The sequence below is a fragment of the Vagococcus bubulae genome, assembly GCF_003950315.1.
Classification (GTDB): Bacteria; Bacillota; Bacilli; order Lactobacillales; family Vagococcaceae; genus Vagococcus; species Vagococcus bubulae.
The window spans coordinates 156,448-182,257 of sequence record NZ_NGJT01000002.1 but is presented as its reverse complement, the minus strand read 5'-3'; the positions used below and the strand labels follow the sequence as shown (position 1 = coordinate 182,257).

General features: G+C 31.4%; 17 protein-coding genes, 1 pseudogene and 1 CRISPR repeat array. Of the genes and pseudogenes, 1 reads left to right on the top strand and 17 read right to left on the bottom strand.

What is annotated here, in order from left to right; genetic code table 11:
- Positions 1–9: 9 nt before the first annotated feature.
- The 13 genes from CBF36_RS01945 to glsA form a co-directional block, all read right to left on the bottom strand.
- Positions 10–984, bottom strand: coding sequence for a biotin--[acetyl-CoA-carboxylase] ligase (locus tag CBF36_RS01945; protein ID WP_125956137.1), 975 nt, complete (start codon positions 982–984; stop codon positions 10–12).
- Positions 981–2,939, bottom strand: a complete 1,959-nt coding sequence (locus CBF36_RS01940; RefSeq protein WP_125956135.1) for an alpha/beta hydrolase family protein — start codon at positions 2,937–2,939, stop codon at positions 981–983. Before CBF36_RS01940 ends, CBF36_RS01945 begins: the two co-directional genes overlap by 4 nt.
- 105 nt (positions 2,940–3,044) lie before the next feature.
- Entirely contained in the window at positions 3,045–3,755 is a 711-nt protein-coding gene (locus CBF36_RS01935; RefSeq protein WP_125956134.1) for an aspartate/glutamate racemase family protein, read from the bottom strand.
- 11 nt (positions 3,756–3,766) lie between these two features.
- Positions 3,767–5,008 (bottom strand): carboxylate--amine ligase, encoded by a 1,242-nt coding sequence (locus tag CBF36_RS01930; protein ID WP_165865356.1) that lies wholly within the window; start codon positions 5,006–5,008, stop codon positions 3,767–3,769.
- A gap of 20 nt (positions 5,009–5,028) precedes the next feature.
- Entirely contained in the window at positions 5,029–6,870 is a 1,842-nt protein-coding gene (asnB, locus tag CBF36_RS01925) for an asparagine synthase (glutamine-hydrolyzing) (RefSeq protein WP_125956130.1), read from the bottom strand.
- A gap of 296 nt (positions 6,871–7,166) precedes the next feature.
- A complete protein-coding gene (locus CBF36_RS01920) occupies positions 7,167–8,690 on the bottom strand; it encodes a helix-turn-helix domain-containing protein (RefSeq protein WP_125956128.1) in 1,524 nt (507 codons plus the stop codon).
- A 51-nt stretch (positions 8,691–8,741) separates the two neighbouring features.
- Entirely contained in the window at positions 8,742–10,211 is a 1,470-nt protein-coding gene (locus tag CBF36_RS01915; protein ID WP_125956127.1) for a response regulator transcription factor, read from the bottom strand.
- The gene (locus CBF36_RS01910; protein WP_125956125.1) at positions 10,204–11,931 is read right to left on the bottom strand and encodes a sensor histidine kinase; all 1,728 of its coding nucleotides are present in this window, start codon (positions 11,929–11,931) and stop codon (positions 10,204–10,206) included. The genes CBF36_RS01915 and CBF36_RS01910 overlap by 8 nt, the downstream gene beginning before the upstream one ends.
- On the bottom strand, positions 11,921–12,526 hold the full coding sequence (locus tag CBF36_RS01905) for a YesL family protein (RefSeq protein ID WP_125956123.1): 606 nt from the start codon (positions 12,524–12,526) through the stop codon (positions 11,921–11,923). The genes CBF36_RS01910 and CBF36_RS01905 overlap by 11 nt, the downstream gene beginning before the upstream one ends.
- A 110-nt stretch (positions 12,527–12,636) precedes the next feature.
- Complete coding sequence (locus tag CBF36_RS01900; protein WP_125956234.1) at positions 12,637–14,067, bottom strand: ABC transporter substrate-binding protein; 1,431 nt, start codon at positions 14,065–14,067, stop codon at positions 12,637–12,639.
- Between the two features lie 62 nt (positions 14,068–14,129).
- Positions 14,130–15,056, bottom strand: a complete 927-nt coding sequence (locus CBF36_RS01895; protein ID WP_125956122.1) for a carbohydrate ABC transporter permease — start codon at positions 15,054–15,056, stop codon at positions 14,130–14,132.
- Between the two features lie 15 nt (positions 15,057–15,071).
- Positions 15,072–16,013, bottom strand: a complete 942-nt coding sequence (locus CBF36_RS01890) for an ABC transporter permease (RefSeq protein WP_125956120.1) — start codon at positions 16,011–16,013, stop codon at positions 15,072–15,074.
- A 165-nt stretch (positions 16,014–16,178) separates the two neighbouring features.
- Positions 16,179–17,105, bottom strand: a complete 927-nt coding sequence (gene glsA, locus CBF36_RS01885) for a glutaminase A (protein ID WP_125956232.1) — start codon at positions 17,103–17,105, stop codon at positions 16,179–16,181.
- 224 nt (positions 17,106–17,329) lie between these two features.
- Here glsA and CBF36_RS01880 point away from each other — a divergent pair, with 224 nt between their 5' ends.
- A complete protein-coding gene (locus CBF36_RS01880; protein ID WP_125956118.1) occupies positions 17,330–18,769 on the top strand; it encodes an MDR family MFS transporter in 1,440 nt (479 codons plus the stop codon).
- 52 nt (positions 18,770–18,821) lie between these two features.
- Positions 18,822–19,848: a CRISPR direct-repeat array (repeat unit 36 nt; unit sequence GTTTTGGAAGCATTCAAAACAACATAGCTCTAAAAC).
- A 97-nt stretch (positions 19,849–19,945) separates the two neighbouring features.
- On the opposite strand, the gene csn2 is transcribed toward CBF36_RS01880, so the two are convergent.
- From csn2 to cas9, 4 genes and pseudogenes are all read right to left on the bottom strand, one after another.
- Positions 19,946–20,611 (bottom strand): type II-A CRISPR-associated protein Csn2, encoded by a 666-nt coding sequence (csn2, locus tag CBF36_RS01875; protein ID WP_125956117.1) that lies wholly within the window; start codon positions 20,609–20,611, stop codon positions 19,946–19,948.
- On the bottom strand, positions 20,604–20,939 hold the full coding sequence (cas2, locus tag CBF36_RS01870; RefSeq protein WP_125956115.1) for a CRISPR-associated endonuclease Cas2: 336 nt from the start codon (positions 20,937–20,939) through the stop codon (positions 20,604–20,606). The genes csn2 and cas2 overlap by 8 nt, the downstream gene beginning before the upstream one ends.
- Positions 20,936–21,805 carry a type II CRISPR-associated endonuclease Cas1 gene (gene cas1, locus CBF36_RS01865; protein WP_207854437.1) on the bottom strand — a complete coding sequence of 290 codons (870 nt, stop codon included), beginning with the start codon at positions 21,803–21,805 and terminating at the stop codon, positions 20,936–20,938. The genes cas2 and cas1 overlap by 4 nt, the downstream gene beginning before the upstream one ends.
- Positions 21,802–25,807 (bottom strand): annotated as a pseudogene (gene cas9 / locus CBF36_RS01860) (type II CRISPR RNA-guided endonuclease Cas9). The gene cas1 and the pseudogene cas9 overlap by 4 nt, the downstream one beginning before the upstream one ends.
- Positions 25,808–25,810: the final 3 nt, after the last annotated feature.

The window sequence follows — 25,810 nt, the reverse complement described above, 5'->3', positions numbered from 1 at the left end:
AAAAGGTGACTATTTTAGTTTTAACGACACTTCACCAAATCTCAACTCTCTTGTTTCCCCATTAGACAATTTAATCATCAAAGAGCCATTATCTTTAATATCTTCCACTTGAGCAACATAAGAATCTGCTCCTGACACAATGGAAACCAGTTGACCAACTACGATAGATTTTTCACGATACTGTTGCATCATACTTTTTTGCGTCATGTTAGAAGCTTGTAAGAAAAATTGATTGATAACGTTAGCAGCAATTTTATTTCTTATCGTTTTTTTATTGTTAAACAGTGCTGTTGCAACAGATTGAACATTTTTTGAAAATAGCTCAGATTTAGTTGATACATTAATACCAATACCGACTACAATCCAATCTAAACATCCAGTTTCTAAATTACTAACAGCCTCTGTTAAGATACCACATACTTTTTTTCCGTTTAAAAACAAATCATTAACCCATTTTATGCCTATTTTTTCACCAGATAATTGCTCTAATACCTCTGAGACAACAACTGCTGAATAGGCTGTCATAAGAGATGGATCAATTTGCGGCATCTCTTCAGGTCTTAGTATGATACTCATATAAATACCTGAATCTTTTGGCGATTCAAATGTTTTCCCGTATCTTCCACGCCCCTTTGTTTGTTCATTTGCAATAATCACTGTCCCATTTTTTGCTCCTGACACAGCTAATTCTTTTGCTAAATTGTTTGTCGAATCAATCGACTCATAAACTTGAATCAAACTAGAATCAATGGTTTCATCAAGAAAAGGTAACATTCCCTGCAGAGATAACTTATCACTTGTTTCTTCTAATGAATAGCCTTTACTCTTTACTGCTTTTATCGGGTATCCTTCTGTTTCTAGTTGTTTAACCGCCTTCCAAACAGCATTTCTTGAAACACCTAATGTTTCAGCTAGTTTTTCACCGGAGAAAAACTCTCCCCGATGATTTTCTAACATTGCTAATGTTTTGTCTTTTACACTCATTTTATTGTCTCTCCATTGTTTAAATACTTATCAAACCATGATGAAATATCTGTCAGACGGGCTAAACGTAAATGAGGTAATCCTCCTCTTGATAAGCCATGACTCGATTTCGGATACACGACCATTTCAGTAGGCACGTTAAAACGTTTCATCGCTGTATACATTTGTTCACCTTGCTCTTTTGGACAACGTAAATCGTCTTCTCCATGTAAAACAAGTAACGGTGTTTTCGCATGCTCAACGTAAGCTAATGGTGATAACTTCCACATATCTGAAATATTGGGTAAATCAGTTAATAATTGATATTTTACAAAGAATGCCCCAATATCACTTGTCCCATAAAAACTAATCCAGTTAGAAATAGAACGTTGTGTCACTGCCGCTTTAAATCGTTTAGAATGACCAACAATCCAGTTTGTCATAAAGCCACCATAACTTCCACCAGCAACCACTAATTTTTTCTCATCAATTTCAGGATGTTCTGTTAGCACAGCATCTAATCCTGTCATTAAATCAAGATAGTCTTTGTTGCCATAATCACCTAATATGGCACTTACAAATTCTTGACCATAACCTTGTCCTCCACGAGGATTTAACATCACCACACCATAACCATTTGCCGCATGGTATTGCATTTCATGGAAAAACGTTTCACCATAACAGACTTGAGGACCACCATGAATATATAGAACGGCTGGATGCTGTTTTTCACTTGATATAGGTGGCACATACCATCCCTGAACGGAGACATCCTCCTCAGATTCGTACCAAAATTCTTGTGGTGTTGATAATGTCATATCTTTTAAAACTAACTCATTTGGATTGTATACTGTTTTTAATGTGACATCTTCTAAAGATAAAGTCGCTAAAACTGATGGCTCTATTAACGTTGAATACGTCACAATTAGTTCATTACCTGTTAAATACGCATCTGTTAGATGATTTTTTTCATCATATATTTTTTTGAAATTACCATCAAAATCACCCTTGTATAACACAATTTTCCCATGATGAGTCACAGGGAAAATAAAAGTATCAGGAGTTAAAAAGTCAATATCGACTCCTCTTACTTGTTGTTGGAAATCTCCAACAATAGCGTCACCTACTTCTTCATCTAGGCTTTCAGTTAAACAGACTAAGCGACCATTTTTCATATTATAGTAATACAATTTATTTTGGGTAACAAAGCCATATTCAAAGGTATTTCCAACTAACAACAACTCTTCTTCAGTAGGACTCATCTTACCATAATAAAAACTTCCTGTAGGCAATGACTCTGTTAAACTCATCAGAGATTTTGTTGCTAAATCATATTTATACAATGTACTACCATAATCCCACTCATCTTGTGGTTCTTTATCTCGTCCAAGTAACACGTAACTTTCATCTTTAGAGACATAGGTTAAATTGATTTCATCAGTGGTTTCAAACATGACGCTTTCTTCTTTCGTTGCTAGCACTATCTTACTTAATTGATATGTCGCGTTTAAGTCTAATAATCCTGCTCCATCTAGTTTATAAATCAATTTATTCCATCTTTTTGGTTGTTCTAAAGTCTTTTCTTCTTTCTTTTCATCAATTGATTTCGTTTGGATAAAATAAATCGCACTACTTGATTCATTCCAAGTATAATCTGAAAAAGAATCTTTTTGCATCAAACTATAGGCACTACCTCCATCTAATGATTGAATCTTTAAATGAAGTTTTTTGCCAACTTTACTCACATAGCTTAGCCATTTTTTATTTGGCGATACTTTCAACTGGCTAATTGAAACTTCCTCACCACTCCATAATCGACGCTCTTTTGTCTGTTTATCTACACTATAAATACGAGATTCATATTGATCACTCTCTTTATTAATCGAATGCTCCATAAAAAAGATGATGTTTCCCACTGAAATAGGTTGGGATAAACTAGTTAGTTCAAATAAACTTTCTTTCGTTATTGTTTTCATAGACTCATTCCTTTCTTTGTTAGTCTCATTGTAAATCAACAATTAAAAATATACTAGTTTTAGACAAAAAAGATGACCTCATCCGCAGATAAGGTCATCTTTTCATTATTTTCTATTTTGTAAAGCTAGTGCCACTGTTTCTTCTGCTAAGACATTTTGTGGATCAATGACATGCTCATTCATCTGATTTTCAGCATCTTCCATCATAGATAATTCTGTACAACCTAACACTATGACATCACAGTTTAATTCATTGAACATATCATCAAGTATTTCATGATATAAGTCATGATCTAATTGATCTAAGTGTTTAATTTTATCAAAAATTAACGTACTCACTTTATCTTGGATATCTTTTGTTGGATGAACGACGTTGAAACCAGCTTCTTCAATAAAAGGGTCATAAATCTTATTTTTTATCGTTCCTTCTGTCCCAATAATCCCGACACGTGCATTTTTTTCATACGCATCACTGACTCTTGATATAGCCAATTTTGGCATATGAAGAAGTGGTTTGTCTGTTGCTTTTTCTAACTCATCAAAAAAATAATGTGCTGTATTACAGGTTAAAACAAAGAAATCTGGCGATAACTTGTCATGTGTTTTAATCACATCAAGTAAGTATGGTAATGGATTTTCATTATTTTCTTTATCCATTATATAAGAACTTCTATCAGGAATAGTGGCATAATTAACTAAAACATAATTTAAATAATCTTGGTCTTTTTCAGCTGGTGTTTTATCATTCACCATTTTGACGTATAATTCTGTTGCTTTAGTTCCCATACCTCCAATGACGGTAAAGAAATTTTCCATATCATCCCACCTTACTTACCATATTTTTTAAACGCTTTTCGATAATACCTAAACATACGTTGAAGCAATAAATAACGACCTAAACTACGATCTCCATCATAATAGAAAGTATAACCATAGCGTTTATCGGCTATCATCTCTCTAGCAATATCTTTATATTGTGTTTCAGGAACATATTTATCGAAAATATCGATTGGTACATTTAGCCATAGTTGCCCCTTATCATCTGGGATGTTGGCATAAACTGTATCACTATCTTTTAAATCATCATAAATATAATCTCTCACAACCCACTCAGCTAAGTTTAATCCATTAAGCGTTACAAAGAAACTACTTCTTCCTTGTCTCAAATTAATTTCAAAAAACTTAAACGTATTGTCTTTTATATCATATTTCAAATCAAAGTTTGCAAAACCTGTGTATTTAATATCTTCTAAAAAGTCTTTTACTTGTTTATAAATCGCTTCATTATAATCAGGCATGATAGCTAAGTAATTGCCAATACCAAGTGGCGTCGGGTCTTCAAGTAATGGATGACCTAGACACATCATTTTGACTTGATGATTTTTGTCAACATAACAATTTAACACACGCATTGGGCTTTCATTACCTTCGACAAATTCTTGCAAGATTAAATTATCTTTATATCCGGCTCCATATATGCCATGAATGACACGATTATACTCTGTCATATTATCGATAATATAGACTTTTTCCTTAATCGGATCAGTAAAATCATTCCATGACACACTATTTGCAGGTTTTAAAGCGATTGGAAAATCAAAAGGTTGTGTAGCTTCAGAATTTTCTACCATACGACGAGTGATAATTTTCGTTTTTGGATAAGGTAAATCATACTTTTCGCAAATATCATAAAAATCTTGCTTATTAACTAATTGTTTTTCTAACTCTTTATTGATGTATGGACAAACAAATGTTTCAGATAATTCTTCTAAATGTTTTGAGATCAGTTCTGTATACCAATCTCCCATTCCCATCAAAATAACTGGCACATCAGAATTTTTATATTCTTTTGCGACTTCTCTCATAGTTTCGATAAACGTTGGATCTGTATCAAAATTTGGTACAACTTCAATAGCTAGTATTTTCGTATGTTTTGTTGGTGCAATAGAGGCACTGGCGATTGTCCGGACTGGTTTATTTGTAATGTCATAAAATGAGCGGGCCATCCCATACAGATTCAAATCTCCCCCTAACAACACTGGGATAAAATCTTGTTTTTGAGTCAATATAATCGGTTCCCTTCTTCTAATTAATTTTCAATAAAATAAACACGATACCAAACAATAAATGTGTAAATAGTAAATATTTTTTGCATATTTGCTATTCCTTGTTTTTGTTCTTCTAATAAGCGATTCAAGTAATCGACATTAAAGAATTCTTTTGCAATATCTGAATTAAATGCGTCTTTTAGCATCTCTTGGTATTTATCTTCTTTTAACCATGAAGCAAGTGGAGACGGAAATCCTAGTTTTTCACGGTTGACAATACGATCTGGTAATTTAGCTTCAGAAGCCTCACGCCATGCAATTTTTGTCACACCATTTTTCATGTCAACACGCGTATCAGTTGGCATGCGTTTTGCAATTTCAGCCACTTCTTTATCCACTAAAGGCGTTCTGACCTCTAGTGAGTTAGCCATGCTCATACGGTCTGCTTTATGTAAAATATCATAGGCTAACCAACCATGAATATCAAAGTGTTGCATTTTAGTCACATCATCTTTACTTTTTGCTTCATCAAATAACGCTTTTACATATAATGATGATGACTTGTTAAAACGTGTATCTTTTAGTAAGTCATTTCTTTCCGCTTCATTAAACACATAATTCACACGATAGTAACGTTCACTAATATCTTGTGCCCCACGAATTAAGAAACGACGTCCATGAAAATGTGGCAAGCGTTTCGCTGTTTGAGCAAACAATTGACGCATATTACGTGTCGTAAATTTTTCATATTTTCTAAAAGTACCAGCTTCTAAGTAAGTATTATACCCACCGAAAAATTCATCTGCTCCTTCTCCAGACAAAGCAACTTTTACATGTTTACTAGTCTCTTTTGATAAGAAGTATAACTGAATCGCAGATGGATTAGATAATGGTTCATCCATATGATACATCGCTTTAGGAATAATACCAAAGAAATCTTCATCATTAATCATAATCGCTGTATTTTTTTGGTCAATTTCTTTTGCAAATTCTTGTGCCCATTCTAATTCACTAATATTTTTATCGTCAAATCCTAATGAAAAAGATTGAATGTCACGATCTTGTGATGCCTCATTTAAAATGTAGCTTGAATCAATCCCACTTGATAAAAAGCTTCCCACTTCAACGTCTGCAATCATATGTCTTTTCACAGATTCGTCCACTGTATCAATGATGTCACGTTTTGCTTCATCCATGGTCATTTTTTGTTCTTCTTCAAATGTAAAGTGATAATATTCATTGACTTCTAAATCATTGTCTTTAAATTTAAAATAATGTCCTGGGTTCACTTTAAAGACATTTTTAAAAAGTGTTTCATCACTTGGAATGTATTCAAAACTTAAATGAATAGGTAATAATTCTTCATTTAATTCTTTAACAAATGATGGGTGGTCTAAAAAGGCTTTAATTTCTGATCCCCACATAAAAGTATCTTCATTTTTAAAGTAATAAAGAGGTTTGATACCAAAGTGATCGCGTGCTCCAAATACTTCGCCTGTTTCAGAATCATAAATAACGAACGCATACATCCCACGAATACGATCTAATAACCCTTCTTGCCAAGCATCATAACCATGAATCAACACTTCAGAATCCACTTCTGTTTTAAATTCATAACCTAATTCTTGTAATTCTTCTCTTAATTCAACATAATTATATATTTCACCATTAAACGTTAATACTTTTGTATTGGTTTGGTTAGTCATAGGTTGTTGACCGTGATTCAAATCGATAATTGACAGACGTCTAAATCCCATTGAGATAACATCATCTTGGTAAAACCCTTCATCATCTGGTCCTCTATGTATAATACGATCCGCCATTTGTTTGATGACTGTTGGATCAATACCTGGTTGGTTCATATATCCGACAAATCCACACATGTTTTCGTCCTCCAATTTTATAAATAAAACTTCTAATCATAAGTGACTCATTATTCTTCAACTATCAAGTATACTTCAAATCACCTGTAAATTAAAGTATATAATAGATACTTTCAAATTAAAATAAGATAACCTGACAATTCTATTAATATTTTATTAAGAATACAACAATAAAGCGATAAAAAAACGAGGCTGACCCAAAAGTAATTTATTAAGTAAAAATCACCAAACTAATAAAACAGAAATCCCATGAAATCAATATTTTAATAAACTGATTTCACGGGATTTTTTCTATTTTAAGACTTCTGGGTCAGCCTCATTTTCATCTGACTTTTCTCTTGTACTAAAAGTTGTAATTTTTTTCCAATATCGATTAAATCTCGCTCTTTAATTGGATAATCAAATAATTGAATATGCGGTGAGTACCGATTGTTTTCTTCTAGCGTATTTGGAATGTTTGTTAACACTATATCAATAGGCTCGGTGTCACTAATACTTTTAAACACAATATGATAGTCATATTTGTAACGATACAAAATTCTCTCTTCAATATCTTTTATAATAAAATAAGGTAAGTCCGTATCTAAATAAATGGCAATTTCTGCTTCATAATACGTCAGTGGACGGATAGATGAGAACAATAAGATATATTTCTGCAATAAAAAATCTTCCATTAAAAATAATTCATTATTTGTTTCTTTATATAGCTGTTGTATCATGGCTAACATTTTGTGTTTTAAGACTGGATAACGGTCGTTAATCTCACTAATGACATAATAACCATCCACGTCAACATGTACTCGTTTAAATAAACGGGAAAACATATGTGCACAAAAACTCGTAATAAAAAAGCGTTCCTTTAAATCCTCTGGAATCTCACTAAACGTTACTTGAAACAACTGAATAAATTGTTGCGTTGCTAGATAAACATCTGATTTTTTTTGTTTGTGATAAGCTAATATTTCTTCTTTAAAGACGCTAGATTCATAGAACTTGGTTTTGATTTGTGACACAACTGCATAAAAATAGACTTCAGATTCAGAGTATATATTAAATTCTTGCATTAAACTTTTCAAAAAAGATAATTTTTCAAGCAGTGCATCTATGTCAACGTAATCTCGCCATTCTTCTTCCATCACTACAAAATGTTTTTTTCTAAGTCGAATCAAATTGGTCGATAAAACATAAGCTAACTGTTTTCGTTGTATGATAGAAAACGTCAAGTGATTAGTCTCAGAAAACAAATCAACTGTTTGATAAATAATCGCTTCATTAATAGTAGAAAAAGGCCATGTCATTCCTTTGTACAACGTCCACATCATAATATAAATGATTAAGCGAATTTGTTTTTCATTGCCAATGATAGTGTGATTTTGTCTAGAAAGTGTCAAATCATATAATTCAAAAAGGATTTTAATTTTTTTTAATGATGATTTAACAGCGTTTGGACTAAGGTAATGCTCATTAGCATAGCGTTCAATCATCACGCCATCTTCTACAATAATATGCTTTAATAGTTGAATGGTTTCATCCTGTTCAAAAATATAATTTTTTAATTCAATGTAACCAGACTCACTATCCAGATAGATACCACGATATTTTTCAGAATATATCATAACAGGCTTTTTTGAAGCAGTATTAAATATTTCAGCCATATCACGGATTTGTTGGATATACCTTTGAGCTGTTCTTTCTGCCACATTGATATGTAACCCGATTTCTTTAGTAGTGTACCACCGTTTGTTTTCAGAGATTAATTCAAGAATACTTAATAATTGTTGATTCGTCGAATTTAGTAATCGAAACATTTGCTTTTCCATCAGCTCACCACTTTTCGTATACTATTTCCTTTATCATACCATTATTGTATGCTATTTTTGATATTTTTCTCTGAATTCTTTTGGCGTCATGCCATTTAACTTACGAAACATCTTTAAAAAATAAGTCATATTATTATACCCAATCTCAAAAGATATCTCATTAATCGTTAAATTAGTATTTAATAACATATCCTGTGCTTTTTCAATTCTCAATTGATTTAACACCTGAGCAAAGCTACGTCCGGTTTCTTTTTTGACAAGTTGGCCTAGATAAACTGAATTAACATGAAGTTCTTCAGATAACCGTTTCAACGTTAAATCTTCTTTATATTCTTTATCAATGATATCCATGCTTTTTTGTACTAGTTCTGAATAACGACGTGTTTTTCCGTCCATGTTTTTGGTTAATTCAAGTAAGTGAATAAGCCATTCTTCTAATTCTTTGATACTATGAGATTGCTTTATTTTTTCTAAGGTTTCATTATAGATATCCACACTCAGTGAAGGGAAACGACGATAAATATCCGTAAATAATAAAAACGTGACGTGACGGACATTATCAGGTAGAAAAGCTAGTTGTCGCATTTGAGAGAATATCTCTTTTAATTTTATAATGGTTTCATTCATGTCACCAACCATTAACGCTTTATTAAATGACATAAATTCAAATGCCTCATCATCCACTAAATTCAACATATTTTTCGAATGATTACTAAGGACTTGCTGATTATCGTAAAACACAGAAAACGTTAGCATAGCTACTGCTTGCTCATAACTTTCATAAACATTTTCCCACTCTTGAACTAGCTCTCCTACACTTAATTGATATTCTTCCTCTATTACTTGATCCATTTCCAGTAAAAAATGAGATAAACTATTTTTACAACCATGATAAATAATAATGGTATAAAATGTGTCCTCGTTTTCTTGAATGATACATAATTCTTGTTTCATAGATAAACTATATTGTCTGATAGCATCTGTAAAAATATTACTAGCACAAATAATAACGGCATATTCATCTGACTCATCTACATTGAAATGCTGAATAAAATTATGGTATTCAGATTCATTTAACTCATCATTCAACCATCTAATCAATAGCATTTCATTATATAAACGTTCTTTCTCTTGTTCTTGTCTATCACGAGTTAGCTCTTCTTTTATCATTAATACTTTTTCAGTTAATTCATTTCTATCAACTGGTTTTAAAAGATAGCCTTTTATGCCTAACTCAAGTCCCTGTTTCACATACATAAATTCTTGATAACCAGATAAAATCAGTATTTCTGAGGGCATCTCTTTTTCTTTCATATAACGAATCAAATCAATCCCTGATTTTTCAGGCATATTAACATCTGTAATAACTAAGTCAACAGAGTGAGTATCCAAATAATGAATCGCATCATCTGTTCTACGACAAGTAGAAACCACTTCAAAACCTAAGTCATGCCAGGGGATAATTTTTTTTAATCCCTCTAAAATCATGTACTCATCATCCACTAACAAAACGCTATACATCAACACTCACATCCTTTGACTGGTAAATAATGATTTGTATTTTTGTCCCCACACCAATTTGCGAGTCAATCACTAATTCAACCCCATTTGAAAAGTAATTTTGCATACGCTGATACACATTCTCTAATCCAATTGAGCCAGATAATAATGTATCACTACCTTCTAGTTTTTCAGTCACTTCTTTTAATCTTTCTGGCGTTATTCCTTTTCCGTTATCTTCTACTAAAATTTCAACATAAGACTCATGTGTTGTTGCTTTTACACTAATAGCATTATCAATACGCGAGTGATCCATTCCGTGAATAAAATAATTTTCAATCAATGGTTGAATCATAAATTTTGGAATCGTAAAATTTTCAAGAGATTCATCAATCATAAAATGGTACGCAATACTGTCTGGAAAACGCATTTGGTACAAGTACACGTATTTTTCACAAAAACGTAATTCTGATTCTAAGTCAATGGTTTTAGCTTGATCGATATTGTTTCGTAACAACGATGAAAAAGCAAAAACAACATCCGCCAACTCCATTTGATCTTTGCTAATCGCATACATGCGAATATATTCTAATGTATTATACATAAAATGCGGATTAATTTGTGACTGCAATGCACGTAAATGAGCATCTCGTTGTTTAACTTCCAACACATAAACATCTTGAATATATTGATTTAAACTGACAATCATGTCATTCACTGCATCTGAGAGATCACATAATTCCATTTTCATATCTGTTGTATCAATTTGTGCCGATAAATTTCCTTGACTGACTTCTTTAGTAACTGACACAATACTGTTTACTTTTTTAGCGTAGTTACTAAACACCCTTTTTAAACTAACTAATAAAAAGACAATCACAAACAACCCCACTCCCCATACTGGAACCAGCGAGCGTAGTATATCTTTTGTCACGTTTGATTTATCTAAAATAGTTAACACAGTTAATCCCTTAACTACCTCATCATTAAAGACTGCTTCTTTTTGTAATGTTGTTCTATCTAGGTCACCTGTTTTTTGAAAATTTTCCACTATTTGATTAATTTTTTTATCATTCAGTGACGTTCCATGTTCATACACCACTTGATGCCCAGTATCAAATACAAATGTCTTAATAGCATAATCATTGGCTAAGTCTTTTGATAAAAACATGTCATCAAACGTCACATAAATATGCCCAACCATCTCACGTGTATTTGGTATAGGAATTGGTCGTGATAAAGTGAAGTCCTTTGATATTACCGGTTTCCCTTGTAAAAACACACCATTTGTTTTTCTAGTATCAGCATGTAAATAATCCTCTCTTCCATCCCACACAATGTCGATTGTTTGAATTGATGGAAAACTATAAAACAAATTATTTAACACATTAGGAAAAAAATCATTATTATTCGTTTCACGCCAGTTATCCAATGAATATTCTACGTATTCACTAATGGGTAACGTCATAAATTTATTTAAATTATCAAATTGATTTGGGGTTAACGCAATATCCCATAAAATCCCTGACAACGTTGCATCTTTCACTTGAATAGACGCTGTTAATTCTCTAGAAACTGTATCTAATACTTTTTTGGAATCATCCCTAGTAAAGTTAACCGTTAGAATCGTATAACCTATTAAAATAATCCCAATTGACCCCACTAATAACAAACTATAAATCGTCATTAATTGATTCATTAAAATATTTTTTGAAAATAAACGATGTAATTTAGCTTTCATTTCCCACTAACCTTTTTTCAACAAACTCTCGGTTATGCTTTGTTGCAATATTATTCCATGCTGTCCACAGTGCAAATGTTGCAAAAAGTAACAGACCTTTCATCCCCCAACTAAACCCTAAAATCACAGCAATTCCAATTAATAATTTTAAAAAAGAAGAAAAACTTAAGAAGACACTAATACACGATAATTTGATTAACTGTAACATTGGCAACTCATATTCTGATTCGTACACTAATACATATTGATAAGACACGAAAATGAGTAAACTCATGGTTAGTAATAAAAAGTCGATAATTAGCCATAACAATCCCTTAAGCTGGACAGATAGGTATAAATTATAAAATAAAATAGCTAAACAGCCATTGTATAGCCAAAATAATTGGTTACTCCGAATAAAATGATCTTTAAATGATTTCCACGCTTTATGAAACGTTATTTCTTTGTAATCAAATTCAGACTCAACAAATAAATCATTCATCATTTGAAGGGCTGGTCCTACACCAAACACAACTAATCCACACAAACTAAATAGGACAAATAATAAATTTAACTTAATAATCAACCAAGCCCCTTTAAATCCTTTATCAACCATTTTCTCACCTCTTCTATTTTCTCACCTATCATATCATTTTTTTATGATAGGATTAATGACCATAATGTGAAAAGACTGAAACTCTTTTTGCTCGTTTCAGTCTTTATTGGTTATTTATTTGTTTTTAAAAAGTCATCTAATTGAGATTGCATTTCTTTTTGTACTTTATCCCATCCTGCAGTTTCCAAATCTTTATTTAATTTTGGTAATGTTTCTTTTGGATCAACTGTTCCGGTATTTAAACTTGCTTTATAACGATTCATCACATTTGCAATATTAGTAATTTCAGTTTTTACAGGAGCTGTATTAAAGTTGAATCCTAAAATTGGAGAAACTTCTGCGTTTTTAATGCTTTCATCACGTTCTTTGATTTTTTCTTCTGGTAATGTATCTTGTGTGTATAAAATCATGTTGTTTCCTGTATTCCAAGCGGCCATGTGCATATTTGGTTTATAACCGTCTAATAATTTAATACGATTGTCACCAACTTTTTCCCATGCTTCGCCTTCAACACCCCAAACTAACCCATTTAATAAAGTTGGGTCACTATTTAATAATCCTAAAAATTCGACTGATTTTTCTTTGTTTTTAGAAACATTTGATACAACAAAGTTTGCCATTTGAGCTTGTGCTGTTGTTTTTAATGGCTTAGTAATTGCTTTTGACACTAATGGATGACCAGCAGCATTACTTAAAATCGTATCACCATAATCCATTGGTCCTTGTGTTTCTTCACGCATAAACCAAGTATTTCCTTCTAAAGGATAACCTGTTGTGTTTGTTGAAGCATCAGTTGGAATTAATTTGTCTTCATACCATTTATGCATTAACTCTAAGTTTGATACAAATTCTGGATCATCATATTGATTGATGATTTTAATGCCATCTTTACTATCGTTTTTCACAGCAAATGGGTACTCTTTTCCTAATGGGTAATCATAATCTCCTGATAATTGGAATGATTGTCCAATAGCAAATGGTGCAATATTCGGTTCTTTTTCATGGAATTCTTTTAGTACTTTTTCTGCGTCTGCATATGAGTTAACATCATCTATATTTAAATTATATTTATCTAAATATTGTTTGTTAAATGTTAATACTTGTTGGCCATACACATTACCATTTACTGGGAAAGCGTATAATTTTCCATCAATTGTATTTCCTTTAATATATGCTTCATCTAATTGATCATAAGCATCTTTAGCATATTTAGGCGCTAATTCTGTTAAATCAGCATACGCTCCTTTTTGAGCATTCGCTACATAATTTGAAGCAAAAGAAATGTCATAGTTTTCACCTGAAGCAATGATGGTACTCATTTTCTTGTCCCAATCACCCCAACCAATATATTGTAAATCAACTTTTACATTAATGGCTTCTTCAATTTGTTTATTAGCAATTGACATCAACTCATCATAGTTCTCTGGTTTATCACCAATTTGATACATCAATAAAGTGGTGACATCGCCATCTTTTCCACTACTTTTTTTATCATCTGCTTTTTTATCTCCACCACAAGCTGTTAACGCAAGGGTTGCCATAATCGCAGTTGACGCAAATAAAAATTTCTTTACATGTTTCACTAATAATTCCTCCTAAATAGTTATTCTTTTACTCCACCGATTGTTAATCCGCCAACAAAATATTTTTGGAAAAACGGGTAGGTTATTGCTATAGGTAATGTTGAAATAACGACAATCGCCATACGAGCTGACTCGCTTGGTAAGGCTGCTAGACCACCTGATATTTGAGCACTCATGCCTGCATTTTGCGCTAAGTAGTCTAAGTTATTTTGAATCTTCATTAATAAATACTGCAAGGGAATTAAATTATCATTTTGGATATAAAGTAACGCATTAAACCAGTCATTCCAATACCCAAGTGCTGCAAATAAACTAATCGTTGCAATACCAGGAACAGCAAGTGGTAATACAATACGAACAAAAATCTTCAATTCACTTGCCCCGTCAATTCTAGCTGATTCGATAATACTATCTGGAACATTTTTTCTAAAGAATGTCCGCATAACCAAAATATTAAATGGACCAAGTGCTAACGGTAAAATCAATGCCCACACCGTATCTTTTAATTGAAGTAAGTTACTCATTACTAAGTAATTTGCAACCATACCAGGAACAAATAACATCGTAATTAAAGCAAACAGGGTAAAAAATCGTCTAAATGGAAAATTACTTCTTGAAATCGCATAAGCATATAAACTGGTTATAGTAGCATTTACAATCGTTCCCACAACTGTGACAAAGATGGTTACTCCAAACGAACGCACGATTTTAGCTGACATGTTTCCAGAAAAAATATATTTGTATGCTTCAAATGACCACTCTTTTGGGAAAAAGCTGTAACCATTTGCTGTTAATGCCGATTCACCTGTCAGTGAAATAATAATGACAAAAATAAATGGGATTAAACAAGAAATAGCAAATAACGCGATTAAAATACTGAAAAACAAATCCACTTTCGGACTAAAAGCGCGTATTTCAACTTTTTTAACTTTCTTTTTTTCTCTCAATATTACTCACCTCCATTAGAATAATGCTGCATCCGGATCTAGTTTTCTAACAATTGCATTGGTCCCTAATAATAAGGTACTTCCTACAACAGATTGATATAAACTTGCTGCAGCTGACATCCCAATGTCCCCTGTTGCTGTCATACCATTGTAAATATAAGTATCTAGCACAGATGTCACTTGATACAATGCACCAGAATTCATTGGAACAGAGTAGAACATTCCAAAGTCTGCTCTAAATATACCACCAATGTTTAAAATTAATAACACACTCATCATTGGGATGATTTGTGGAATGGTCACATTTTTAATCTGTTGCCACTTGCTTGCACCGTCCACCATCGCAGCTTCATAGTATGTTGGATCAATTCCCATGACTGATGCATAGTAGATAATGCTGTTATATCCTAAACTCTTCCACACATTTAAGATAACAAAAATCAGCGGCCACCATTTTGGATCAGCATACCAATTAATTGGTGTTTTTCCATTTGATAATAATAAATGATTAATGATGCCTTTATCTGGACTTAAGAATGCGTATACAAAGTAGGAGATAACTACCCATGATAAGAAATATGGAAGTAAAGACATCGTGTGATAGACCTTTACTGCTCGTTTATTTCTCAACTCACTCATGATAATGGCAAACGCTATAGCAAAAAACAAATTAAATGCTAAAAATACAATATTGTAAACCAATGTATTTCTAGTAATTAACCACGCATCACTTGAGGCAAATAAAAATTTAAAATTTTCAAATCCTACCCAAGGACTCTGCTTTAAACTAGCAAAAAAACCATCCGGAGATATTCTAAAATCTTTAAAGGCAACAATATTGGCCATTACTGGAATATAAAAGAAAAAGATAAACCAAATCATTCCTGGTAAAGCCATTAAGATCAAGGCCTTATACCGAACAATGTCAGACCATGTTTGTTTCAATTTCTTGCCCATTCGTTTCCCTCCCTCATAACTTATAAACACAGTATAGTCCTGAGAAATTATTTTTTTAAGAAACAAATTATAGGATTACCTAAACAAATTATAGATTTATACTATAAAAGCATTTTCAGTTTTTCAATTATTTGATTTTAAACACAAAATAAATATATTCGACTTTTAATCGAATATATTTAAATGCAATTCATCTACAACGTCTTTTAATAACTTAATGCCTGCCAAACTATTTCCTGATGAATCTAACGGTGGACTAAAAATACCAAGTCCAAATTGATTAGGTGCGACACCCATTAATCCTCCACCAACACCACTTTTTCCTGGTATCCCAACATGTGCTGAAAATTCACCTGACTCATCATATAACCCAGCAGTCGTCATCACAGATTTAACAAGTGTCGCAGATTCTTCTGAAATAAGCCGCTTATTATCCCATGGTTTCATTCCTTTATTAGCTAAAACACTTGCCATCATGGCAATATTTTGAGTGGTCACATTCAAGGAACACTGTTTAAAATAAACTTCCAATACTCCCTCAACATCTTTTGATAACATATTATTACCTTTTAAATAATAAGCCAACGAACGATTAATATCTCCAGTTTTTGATTCTGACTGATAGATTTCTTCATTTAATGAAATCGTGTTGTCATGACAAATTTCTTTAATAAATGTTAGCAACCTTCTATAACATTCATCTGACGAATTTCCTTTAATTAATGATGTTGTTTCAATCGCCCCAATATTAACAAAAGGATTTAAAGGGTGTTTAGCATGATTTATTTCCATATTAAGAGGCGAATTAAAGGCAAATCCTGTTGCTTCCGTATTGATATGTTTTAATACGTTAGATAATCCATTGTCTTCAATCGCTAACAACAATGCTGGAACTTTCGAGATACTCTCAATGGCAAACCTAACTGAGGAATCTCCCACTGATAACGTTTCATTTGTTTTAATATTATATAACGTGATTCCCAACTGATTAGGATTTATTTTAGCTAACGCTGGGATATAATCTGCATTTTTCCCCTTGCAACAATATTGTTTGTTTTTCTTAACCAATTCTTCTAATACTTTTTGATTCACTATAATCATCTTCTTTCACCTAATTAATAGTATTAGTTTGACTGATATAAAAGAAAAAAAGATGTTATTTTTACAAATCTTCTTAGTTTTTTCGTCATTGTCTCATGTGATTATTTAATAAAAAAGGATGTTCTATTAAAAATGATAATAAAACACAGACATTTTCATTAGTTTTTCAAAAAAACAGCGTAATCTTTAAATCATACTATTTAGGAGGTCTTGTTATGGAACAACCCATCGTTACTATCAAGCATCGTAATCTATTAGTTATTACGATTATCATTGGCAGTTTTTGTACGGTTTTAAATCAAATGCTACTCACAACAGCATATCCTGATTTAATGCGTCAATTTTCTGTTTCCACTTCAACTATTCAGTGGCTAACTACTGGCTTTTTATTGGTAAATGGCATTATGATTCCAGTCAGTGCCTATCTTATGAATAATATTCCCACAAAAAAATTATACATTGGTGCTATTAGCCTATTTTTATTAGGAACTATTATTTGTTTCCTTTCAAATTCTTTTAACCTCTTATTGTTTGGTCGAATTATTCAAGCTATGGGAGTTGGAATCTCACTTCCTCTCTTACAAACAATCATGTTAAGTATTTATCCTGAAAATGAGCGTGGTAAAGCACTAGGTATTGCAGGGATTGTTATTGGTCTTGCACCGGCTATCGGCCCAACTCTTTCTGGTTGGGTGATTGATACATTTAACTGGCGATATTTATTTGGTTTACTCATTCCTATCGTGGTTTTAGTGATTATATTATCTCTTGTATTTATGCAAAATGTCCTCCCATTACATCCTTCAAAAATAGATGTGCCCTCACCAATCCTATCTACACTTGGGTTTGGCGGATTATTGTATGGCTTTTCTCTTGTTGGAGACCATGGTTGGACAGACCCTCTTGTTTTGACATTGCTCCTTTTAGGCTCAACTCTTGTGTTTATTTTTTACAAACGACAAAAGAAAATTAACCATCCCTTTTTACGAATGGATGTATTTAAATCAAAATTATTTATCAATACAACCATTTTAAGTGGGATTGTAAATATGGCAATGGTCGGTGCTGAAATGGTACTACCTCTCTATATCCAAAACGTTCGAGGATATAATCCTTTTCATTCTGGATTAGTTTTATTTCCAGGTGCTCTAATCTTAGGCATTATGATGCCTATTACTGGTAAATTATTTGATAAATATGGAGCAAAATATTTATCAATAATTGGGATGAGTTTATTAACGATTGGAACAGCCTGTTTATGTACACTAAATGAAAAAACACCTATGCATTTCATCACCATTATTTATGGTGTCAGAATGCTAGGTGTCAGTATGGTCATGATGCCCATCACAACTGCTGGTATGAATTCATTGCCTGATACTCTCATTAGTCATGGATCTGCTACAAATAACACAGCAAAACAACTATTCAGCTCTATTGGGACAGCCATCTTAATTAGTTTCTTATCTCAAGCAACGTTAAAAGATATGCCACATAAATCACTTCTTTTAAGTTCTCCTATTACTTACAAATCAGATGTATTATCTGCTACCTTACATGGTTACAATATTGCGTTTATCGTCGCAACACTATTTTGTATCATGGGACTAGTACAAGCAATTTTTATGGGAATCAATAAATCTTTGAATAAGTAAAACAAAAAAACTATGTCAATAAAATAACATTGACATAGTTTTTTATAAATAATTATTAGTTTCATTCAAAACAACATAGCTCTAAAACTATTTCGAACAGTTTGCGTGCCTACCTCATTGTTTTGGAAGCATTCAAAACAACATAGCTCTAAAACAACTCAATATAAAATGCAACGCGTCTGAACGTTTTGGAAGCATTCAAAACAACATAGCTCTAAAACTCATGATTTTTAATAATGAAATCCGGTGAGGTTTTGGAAGCATTCAAAACAACATAGCTCTAAAACAATCACTTGTTCCCAACTCATATCATCAAAGTTTTGGAAGCATTCAAAACAACATAGCTCTAAAACATACTATGAATGCGATAAATGGATGGTTAGGTTTTGGAAGCATTCAAAACAACATAGCTCTAAAACTCCAACACCCAATTACCACCCGAAATAATAGTTTTGGAAGCATTCAAAACAACATAGCTCTAAAACTATTAGTCCAAGCGTTGTTTTTAAACGTGTGTTTTGGAAGCATTCAAAACAACATAGCTCTAAAACTGTATTTCATAACGTAAGCACCTACGTTGTGTTTTGGAAGCATTCAAAACAACATAGCTCTAAAACTAAGTTCTTTATAATTCTTATCAACATAATGTTTTGGAAGCATTCAAAACAACATAGCTCTAAAACTCATGGACTAGCAAGTAGTTACAGAAAAATGTTTTGGAAGCATTCAAAACAACATAGCTCTAAAACTATTGTTCGAAGCTGCTTCTTTCATATAGAGTTTTGGAAGCATTCAAAACAACATAGCTCTAAAACTCAATAACGGATTTACAAACGAATGGAGGTGTTTTGGAAGCATTCAAAACAACATAGCTCTAAAACTCAAAAATAAACAGAAAAATAAAAAATTAAGTTTTGGAAGCATTCAAAACAACATAGCTCTAAAACACGGTTCAGGGGTACATTGTTATTACTACTGTTTTGGAAGCATTCAAAACAACATAGCTCTAAAACTCGTAAGCGATGGGATGGTTTTTTCTTTTAGTTTTGGAAGCATTCAAAACAACATAGCTCTAAAACCTCGTAACAAAAGATTTCGTAATCGCGCTATACATACTCATAGCAAAGTATCTGCTCTGAATGCTTTTTATTTTTCAAAGAACTATATTTTGTATAATTATACCACATTCTCTTTATAAAAATAGAAATCATCATCTAAAATATAATTTGTAATTCCTATCATTTCATGTCGTTCTAAAAACAAAACATCAACTTGAGATAAATGAATATATTCATTTATAGAAAGTAGTTCTTCAGTAGATAAGTATGAGCTAACGTTAACAAATATTAGACATTTTTTCTTAGTTAAATATTTATATACTTCAATAATCTCCATCATTTTAAAAAATATAGACTCATGATTTACTTGTACTTTTATTCCTAAAGATTTAAATAGTTCTTGGATAGTAATCTCATCCATAGTGAGACTCAGATCATGTTCTAAAACTTCCTGACTTATAAGATTAGTTATTTGATTAATATGATATTCTACTTTTGTCTTAGCTTCAACATCTATATTAAGTTGCGCTTCCAAATCAGAGTATATTAATTTTATTATAGAGGACGAATTGATATCAAACCCTAAAATATCGGTAATAACCAATAATTCACTCTCTTTCAACGTTTTAAACTTAGAATCAAACAATGTTAATTTAGTAGCTAAATCAAACCTATACATTTCTTTAACTATTTCTGCATAATATGCTTGGTCTTTTATAACCAAGTATACTACTCCATTAATCTTTATTGGAGCATCTAAAATAGACAAATTCATACTAATCATAGTCTTCTCCTAAAAATACCACTCGACTATCTGTATTACTTACACTCATGTCATTTTCACCAGACAAAAAAATCATACGAGAAAATTGTTTTTCCGTTATAGTCAACACTGTTACAATTCCACTCTCTGGATTATTTTTTTGTAATCTTGATATCATTGCTTTTGATGCGGTATCATTAAGTAAGATTTTACTGTATATAGAAAATTGATGCATTAAGAATCCTTCATTAATCAAGAACTTTCTAAATTTACGATAAGCTTTACGATTGTCTGCCGTTTCTGTTGGTAAATCAAACATTACTAACATTCTCATATATCTATAACTCATATCCTAAAGCTAGGAATACCTTCCACTTCTCCATTTAATTTTTTGATTATTTTTTTAGTATAATCACTGACGATATTAGTAAGATACATGTTTTTACCATTAAATTTATATGTATTACTAAATAATTCAAATAAATGTCTCTTAATTCTTATAAATTCCTCTTCTTGATGTTCATAGACTAACTCATCTATAAGACAACGAAAAGGTTCCATGATATCACTAGCTAAATTATAGCTGTTAAACTGATTACTATGTTTCAATCCTAATTGTGTCATACAACCATTTTTTACAATCTCTCTAGCAAACATACTCATAAGCAAAGTGTAACCATAATTTAAACCACTATTTATATCAGAATCATCATTTCTAGAAAAATCATTACCAAATAATGTATTAAAGTAAATTCTTGCAGCATGGCCTTCTCGATTTGATGGATCATGAGGGAGTAACTCATCATGTAGATACAGAATAGAATCAGATTTATCATAATAACTATGATACTTCAAAAAAGCACTCTGATTCAAAATTTTCTGTGAAATAATACTTGTCCATACATCGATTTTTATTTCTTCAATCCAGTTAATTTGTTTAGATATTTGTAAACTACTATCATGTTTACCATAAAAAGGAAGTAGTTTTCCAATTGGTAAGCGATGATCATCACAGAACAATATCAAAATATTTTCATCCACCAATCGTTTAAGCAACATAGTTGTCAAAGTGATATCAGTTGTTTCTAACAAAAGAATATCTATTTCAGATAGATGAATCATCTCGCTTTGTTTTGGAGAACGATAAATCAAATGATTATTTTTATAACTGATTTTAGAATGTGTATTAATAACTACAACTCGCCAGCCCATTATAAACTCCCCAAGTCTATGCGTGTTTCATATAAACCTGTAATTGATTGGTAAATGAGTGTACTCTCAAATAATTCTTGGATATCTGAAGTTCGCGTATATCTATATCTAGCTATCTTTGTTCCAAAATAGTCAAAATCCATCGCTACTCCAAATCGAATGAATTTTAATAGATTAACAGTTGACGATGCTAATTTTAACATATCCATCTCTTTATTCTCTTCATATAACTTATTAATTTTATTTAAATTAGAATCTGCTCCCACACATAGTTCGGAATATCTATTAATCAGGTCCATCAATTCATCATATTTTCCCCTGTTTTTAATGATATACTCAAAACTTTCTTTATTCCCATCTATTGCTTTTTGAGAATGATGTAGTAGTTCTACTAAATAATTTGGTAAAACTAGTTGGTTCCCTTTTTGTAGTTCCGTTGCACTGGCTAGCATACGTCGCTTACCAGTTTTTGTTTCAAACAAACTATATTTTGAAAGTTCTAATAAGATGATAGGCTCAATATATCCCATTTTTAGCAAGTAATCTTCTCTGTTTTTCTGGTAATCTGATAACTTGATTAACGGTATACCCACTACTTCGTTTGTCAATACTTGTTTTTTTCCTTTTTTATGACGAATAAAAACACTGATTGAAATCATAGGTTCTTTATAGCCACCATATTTTTTAGTCTCTAAATTATTTTTAATTGGTATTAATTTGTTAGAATTGCTGTGCGGATGTATCGTTTCTTTATAAAAGCGACCTTTTTGTTGTTCCACTTTTTTAACAATATTCATTTGTTTATATTCTAATACTTTTTTTACTGTTGAAATATCTTTACTCGACCAAACTATCTCACCATTATCATCAACTACTGGTTTTTTTGCTTCAAAAAATTTCATGATATTTGTATACATATTTAATTTATCCGTTGCAGACAATCGTTTTTTTAATCCTTGCTTTGAAAATTCACCATAAACAAATTCTCCACGTAAATTGGGATAAACCTTTAGTAATGTTGTTCCTACCACCGCATTTAAATACGCATCATGAGCATGATGATAGTCATTTAAATCTCGCAATTTATAAAGATTAAACATCTTTCTAAACTGACTCGTTAATGACGATTTTAGTGTTAAGATATTCACTGATCGTTTAATATTTCCTTTTTCATCTTTTTCTATATTGAATTTCTCATCTAATAATCGAGCAACATGTTTAGTAATTTGTCTTGTCTCAACTAATTGTCGATGAATAAATCCAGCTTTATCAGCTTCAGTTAATCCTCCTCTTTCTATTTTAGTCAGATTATCAAATTTTCGTTTTGACATAGCGCCACATTTTAATAATTTTTGCCAATATGCTTTATTTCGTTTAACAACATCTTCACTAGGTACATCATCTTTTTTTCCACGATTTTCTTTTGATGAAACCAATACTAAGTTATCTAACGAATTATCCGTTATATAACTCTGAGGAATAATATGATCGATGTCATAATAAGATAGTTTTTCAATGTCTAATGGTTTTCCTGTATATAAATCAATACCATTTTGTAAATAATACAATAATAGTCGATTACTTTTTAGTGCTTCATTCGATGGTAATTCTTTCTTTAATAGCTCACTATCTAATTCTTTTAAACTATTTTCAATTTGAGATAATCTTGTACTACTTCGATTAGTTCGCTGATTTTCTCGAGCCATCTCAACTATTATATTTTTAGGTGGTGTTCCCATAATGGATACTAATTCATCAACAATATTTAAACTTTGTAATATTCCTTTTTTTAACGCTGGACTTCCAGGTAGACTATTCACTAAATCTTCTTGACTACCAAATTCCATTTCACGTTGTTCCTCTGAAATAGTATCTTTAAACGACAATAATGGATCATTAATCAACTGCATAAAATTACGATTACTATTATGTGGAAAGCTATCGTCATTAATTAAAAAATCAAGAATTGTCTTTTTACTTTCCTTATCTTTTAATACCGACCAATAATTTTTTAGATAATCTTCCCCATCCAGTATAGTGTCGTCTTTCTAAATTCTTTAACGTTTTGTGAGATAATATATCTTCATATTGTAAGAGTTGTTCTCTAATCATTTCCTTATCTTCAAAAATAGTCAGAGTTTTAATAATATCTTCAATTATTTCTTCATTCGACGTATCATCTAAAAATTCTTTTGGTATCCCTTGCTTTAATAAATCATGATAAGTACTAAGAGTTGAATTAAAAGATTCTTCTATCCCTTCAACTGCTGTAGTTGTAATTAAATATCGATTTTCTAAATAATGAATTATATCTTTCTTAGTGACTTTTCTCTGTCCTTTGAATAAATCTTCAAATATAGCTATTTTTTCTTCACTAGAAAAATTAATTAGTTGATTTCGTTCATTCTTATATTTTACTTTTGTCAACTCATTAAACACCATATATTTTTGATAAATCAGGCTATTTTTAGGTAGTACTTTTTCATTCGGTAAATAAATATCATAATTAGTCATTTTTTCAATAAAATTAGTAGCTGATTTTGGCAAATCAACTTTTTCTTCCATATTCCACGGTGTGATACTTCCTTCCTCTTTTCTCACAATCCATGAAAATCGACTATTTCCACTAGCAAGTGGACCAACATAATAAGGAATTCTAAATGTTAAAATCTGTTCAATTTTTTCTTTATTTTCTTTTAAAAATGGATAATGCTCCCCTTGATTTTTTAAAATAGCGTGTAATTCTTCCAAATGAATTTGATGTGGAATAACTCCATTATCATAAGTACGTTGTTTTCTTAAAAACGTCTCATTTTCTATCTCTTTTAAAAATTCTTCAGCATTATCTGTACTAGCTAATATTTTTTTCATATATTTATAGAAGTCTTCTTCACTTACTCCATTATCAATGTAACCTGCATAACCATTCTTAGACTCATCTTTAAATATTTCATTGTATTGATTGGGTATAGTTTGTTTCACATATTGTTTCAATTTTTTTAAATCGCTTTTATGATTTTCATATCTATTAATCATACTAGCTGATAATTTAGCGTTACTCGCTTCATCTGTATCAGAGAGTATGTTTGATAATTCGATTGACTCATACACATTTTGTGCCGCCTCAAATAAATCCGCATAATCATCTCCAACCAGTTCCAATAACGTTTCTAATTCTTGAACGTATTCTTCTTTAGAAAATTGCAATTTTATTGCTTCTTCAAGATTAAATATCTTAGTAAAATTACCTTGATTTCCCACAATCATTTTAACTAACTGTCCAAATAAAGAGTTTGATTTTTCATTTGGATAACAGTTCAAGAGTAATTCAGCTTTTTTACTTCTAGATTCGTGTTGATTGATGATTTGATTGATTTCAATCTCATTATTCAACATCAAATTATTGTCATCATTAACAAATTCACTTTGATTATAAGTGTCAATAAATTTTCTAAAACTATCATCTACTGAAACATTTTGTGTCGAAAAACTACCTTCAATTAAAAAATGACCTCTATATTTTATAATATGTGCACAAGCTAAATAAACTAAACGTAAATCAGCTTTTTCAGTTGAATCGGCTAACGCTTTTCTCAAATGATAAATTGTAGGGTACTTTTTATAATAATCTTTATCTAATTCTTCTAATCCAAAAATTGGATACTGTTGATAAGTCTTATCTTCCACTTTTAGAAAAGTTTCCCCTAATCGATTAAAAAAGAGAGTATCCACTTGGGACATAGGATCGAAAAATATCTCTCTTAAATAAGATAACCTATTGTTTCTTCTTATATATCGTCTTCGAGTAACTCTTTTTATCCGAGTATCCTCAGCGGTGTGTCCTTCTTCAAATAAACGAACTCCCCAAACGTTTTTTTTAATATATCTTTTATTACTATTGCCTTTTATTTGCATTTTCTTTTTTATTAGATCATTATTATTACCAATAACACTCCACCCTACACTGTTACTTCCTATATCTAATCCAATAGAATACTCCTTCATTAA

Coding starts and splice junctions, on each gene's coding strand:
- CBF36_RS01920 (WP_125956128.1), bottom strand. CDS start 8,690: ATGGAAAAGCAAATGTTTCGATTACTAAATTCGACGAATCAACAATTA.
- cas2 (WP_125956115.1), bottom strand. CDS start 20,939: ATGAGTTATAGATATATGAGAATGTTAGTAATGTTTGATTTACCAACA.
- CBF36_RS01935 (WP_125956134.1), bottom strand. CDS start 3,755: ATGGAAAATTTCTTTACCGTCATTGGAGGTATGGGAACTAAAGCAACA.
- CBF36_RS01915 (WP_125956127.1), bottom strand. CDS start 10,211: ATGTATAGCGTTTTGTTAGTGGATGATGAGTACATGATTTTAGAGGGA.
- CBF36_RS01890 (WP_125956120.1), bottom strand. CDS start 16,013: ATGGGCAAGAAATTGAAACAAACATGGTCTGACATTGTTCGGTATAAG.
- CBF36_RS01900 (WP_125956234.1), bottom strand. CDS start 14,067: ATGGCAACCCTTGCGTTAACAGCTTGTGGTGGAGATAAAAAAGCAGAT.
- CBF36_RS01910 (WP_125956125.1), bottom strand. CDS start 11,931: ATGAAAGCTAAATTACATCGTTTATTTTCAAAAAATATTTTAATGAAT.
- CBF36_RS01905 (WP_125956123.1), bottom strand. CDS start 12,526: ATGGTTGATAAAGGATTTAAAGGGGCTTGGTTGATTATTAAGTTAAAT.
- csn2 (WP_125956117.1), bottom strand. CDS start 20,611: ATGATTAGTATGAATTTGTCTATTTTAGATGCTCCAATAAAGATTAAT.
- CBF36_RS01880 (WP_125956118.1), top strand. CDS start 17,330: ATGGAACAACCCATCGTTACTATCAAGCATCGTAATCTATTAGTTATT.
- CBF36_RS01945 (WP_125956137.1), bottom strand. CDS start 984: ATGAGTGTAAAAGACAAAACATTAGCAATGTTAGAAAATCATCGGGGA.
- CBF36_RS01940 (WP_125956135.1), bottom strand. CDS start 2,939: ATGAAAACAATAACGAAAGAAAGTTTATTTGAACTAACTAGTTTATCC.
- asnB (WP_125956130.1), bottom strand. CDS start 6,870: ATGTGTGGATTTGTCGGATATATGAACCAACCAGGTATTGATCCAACA.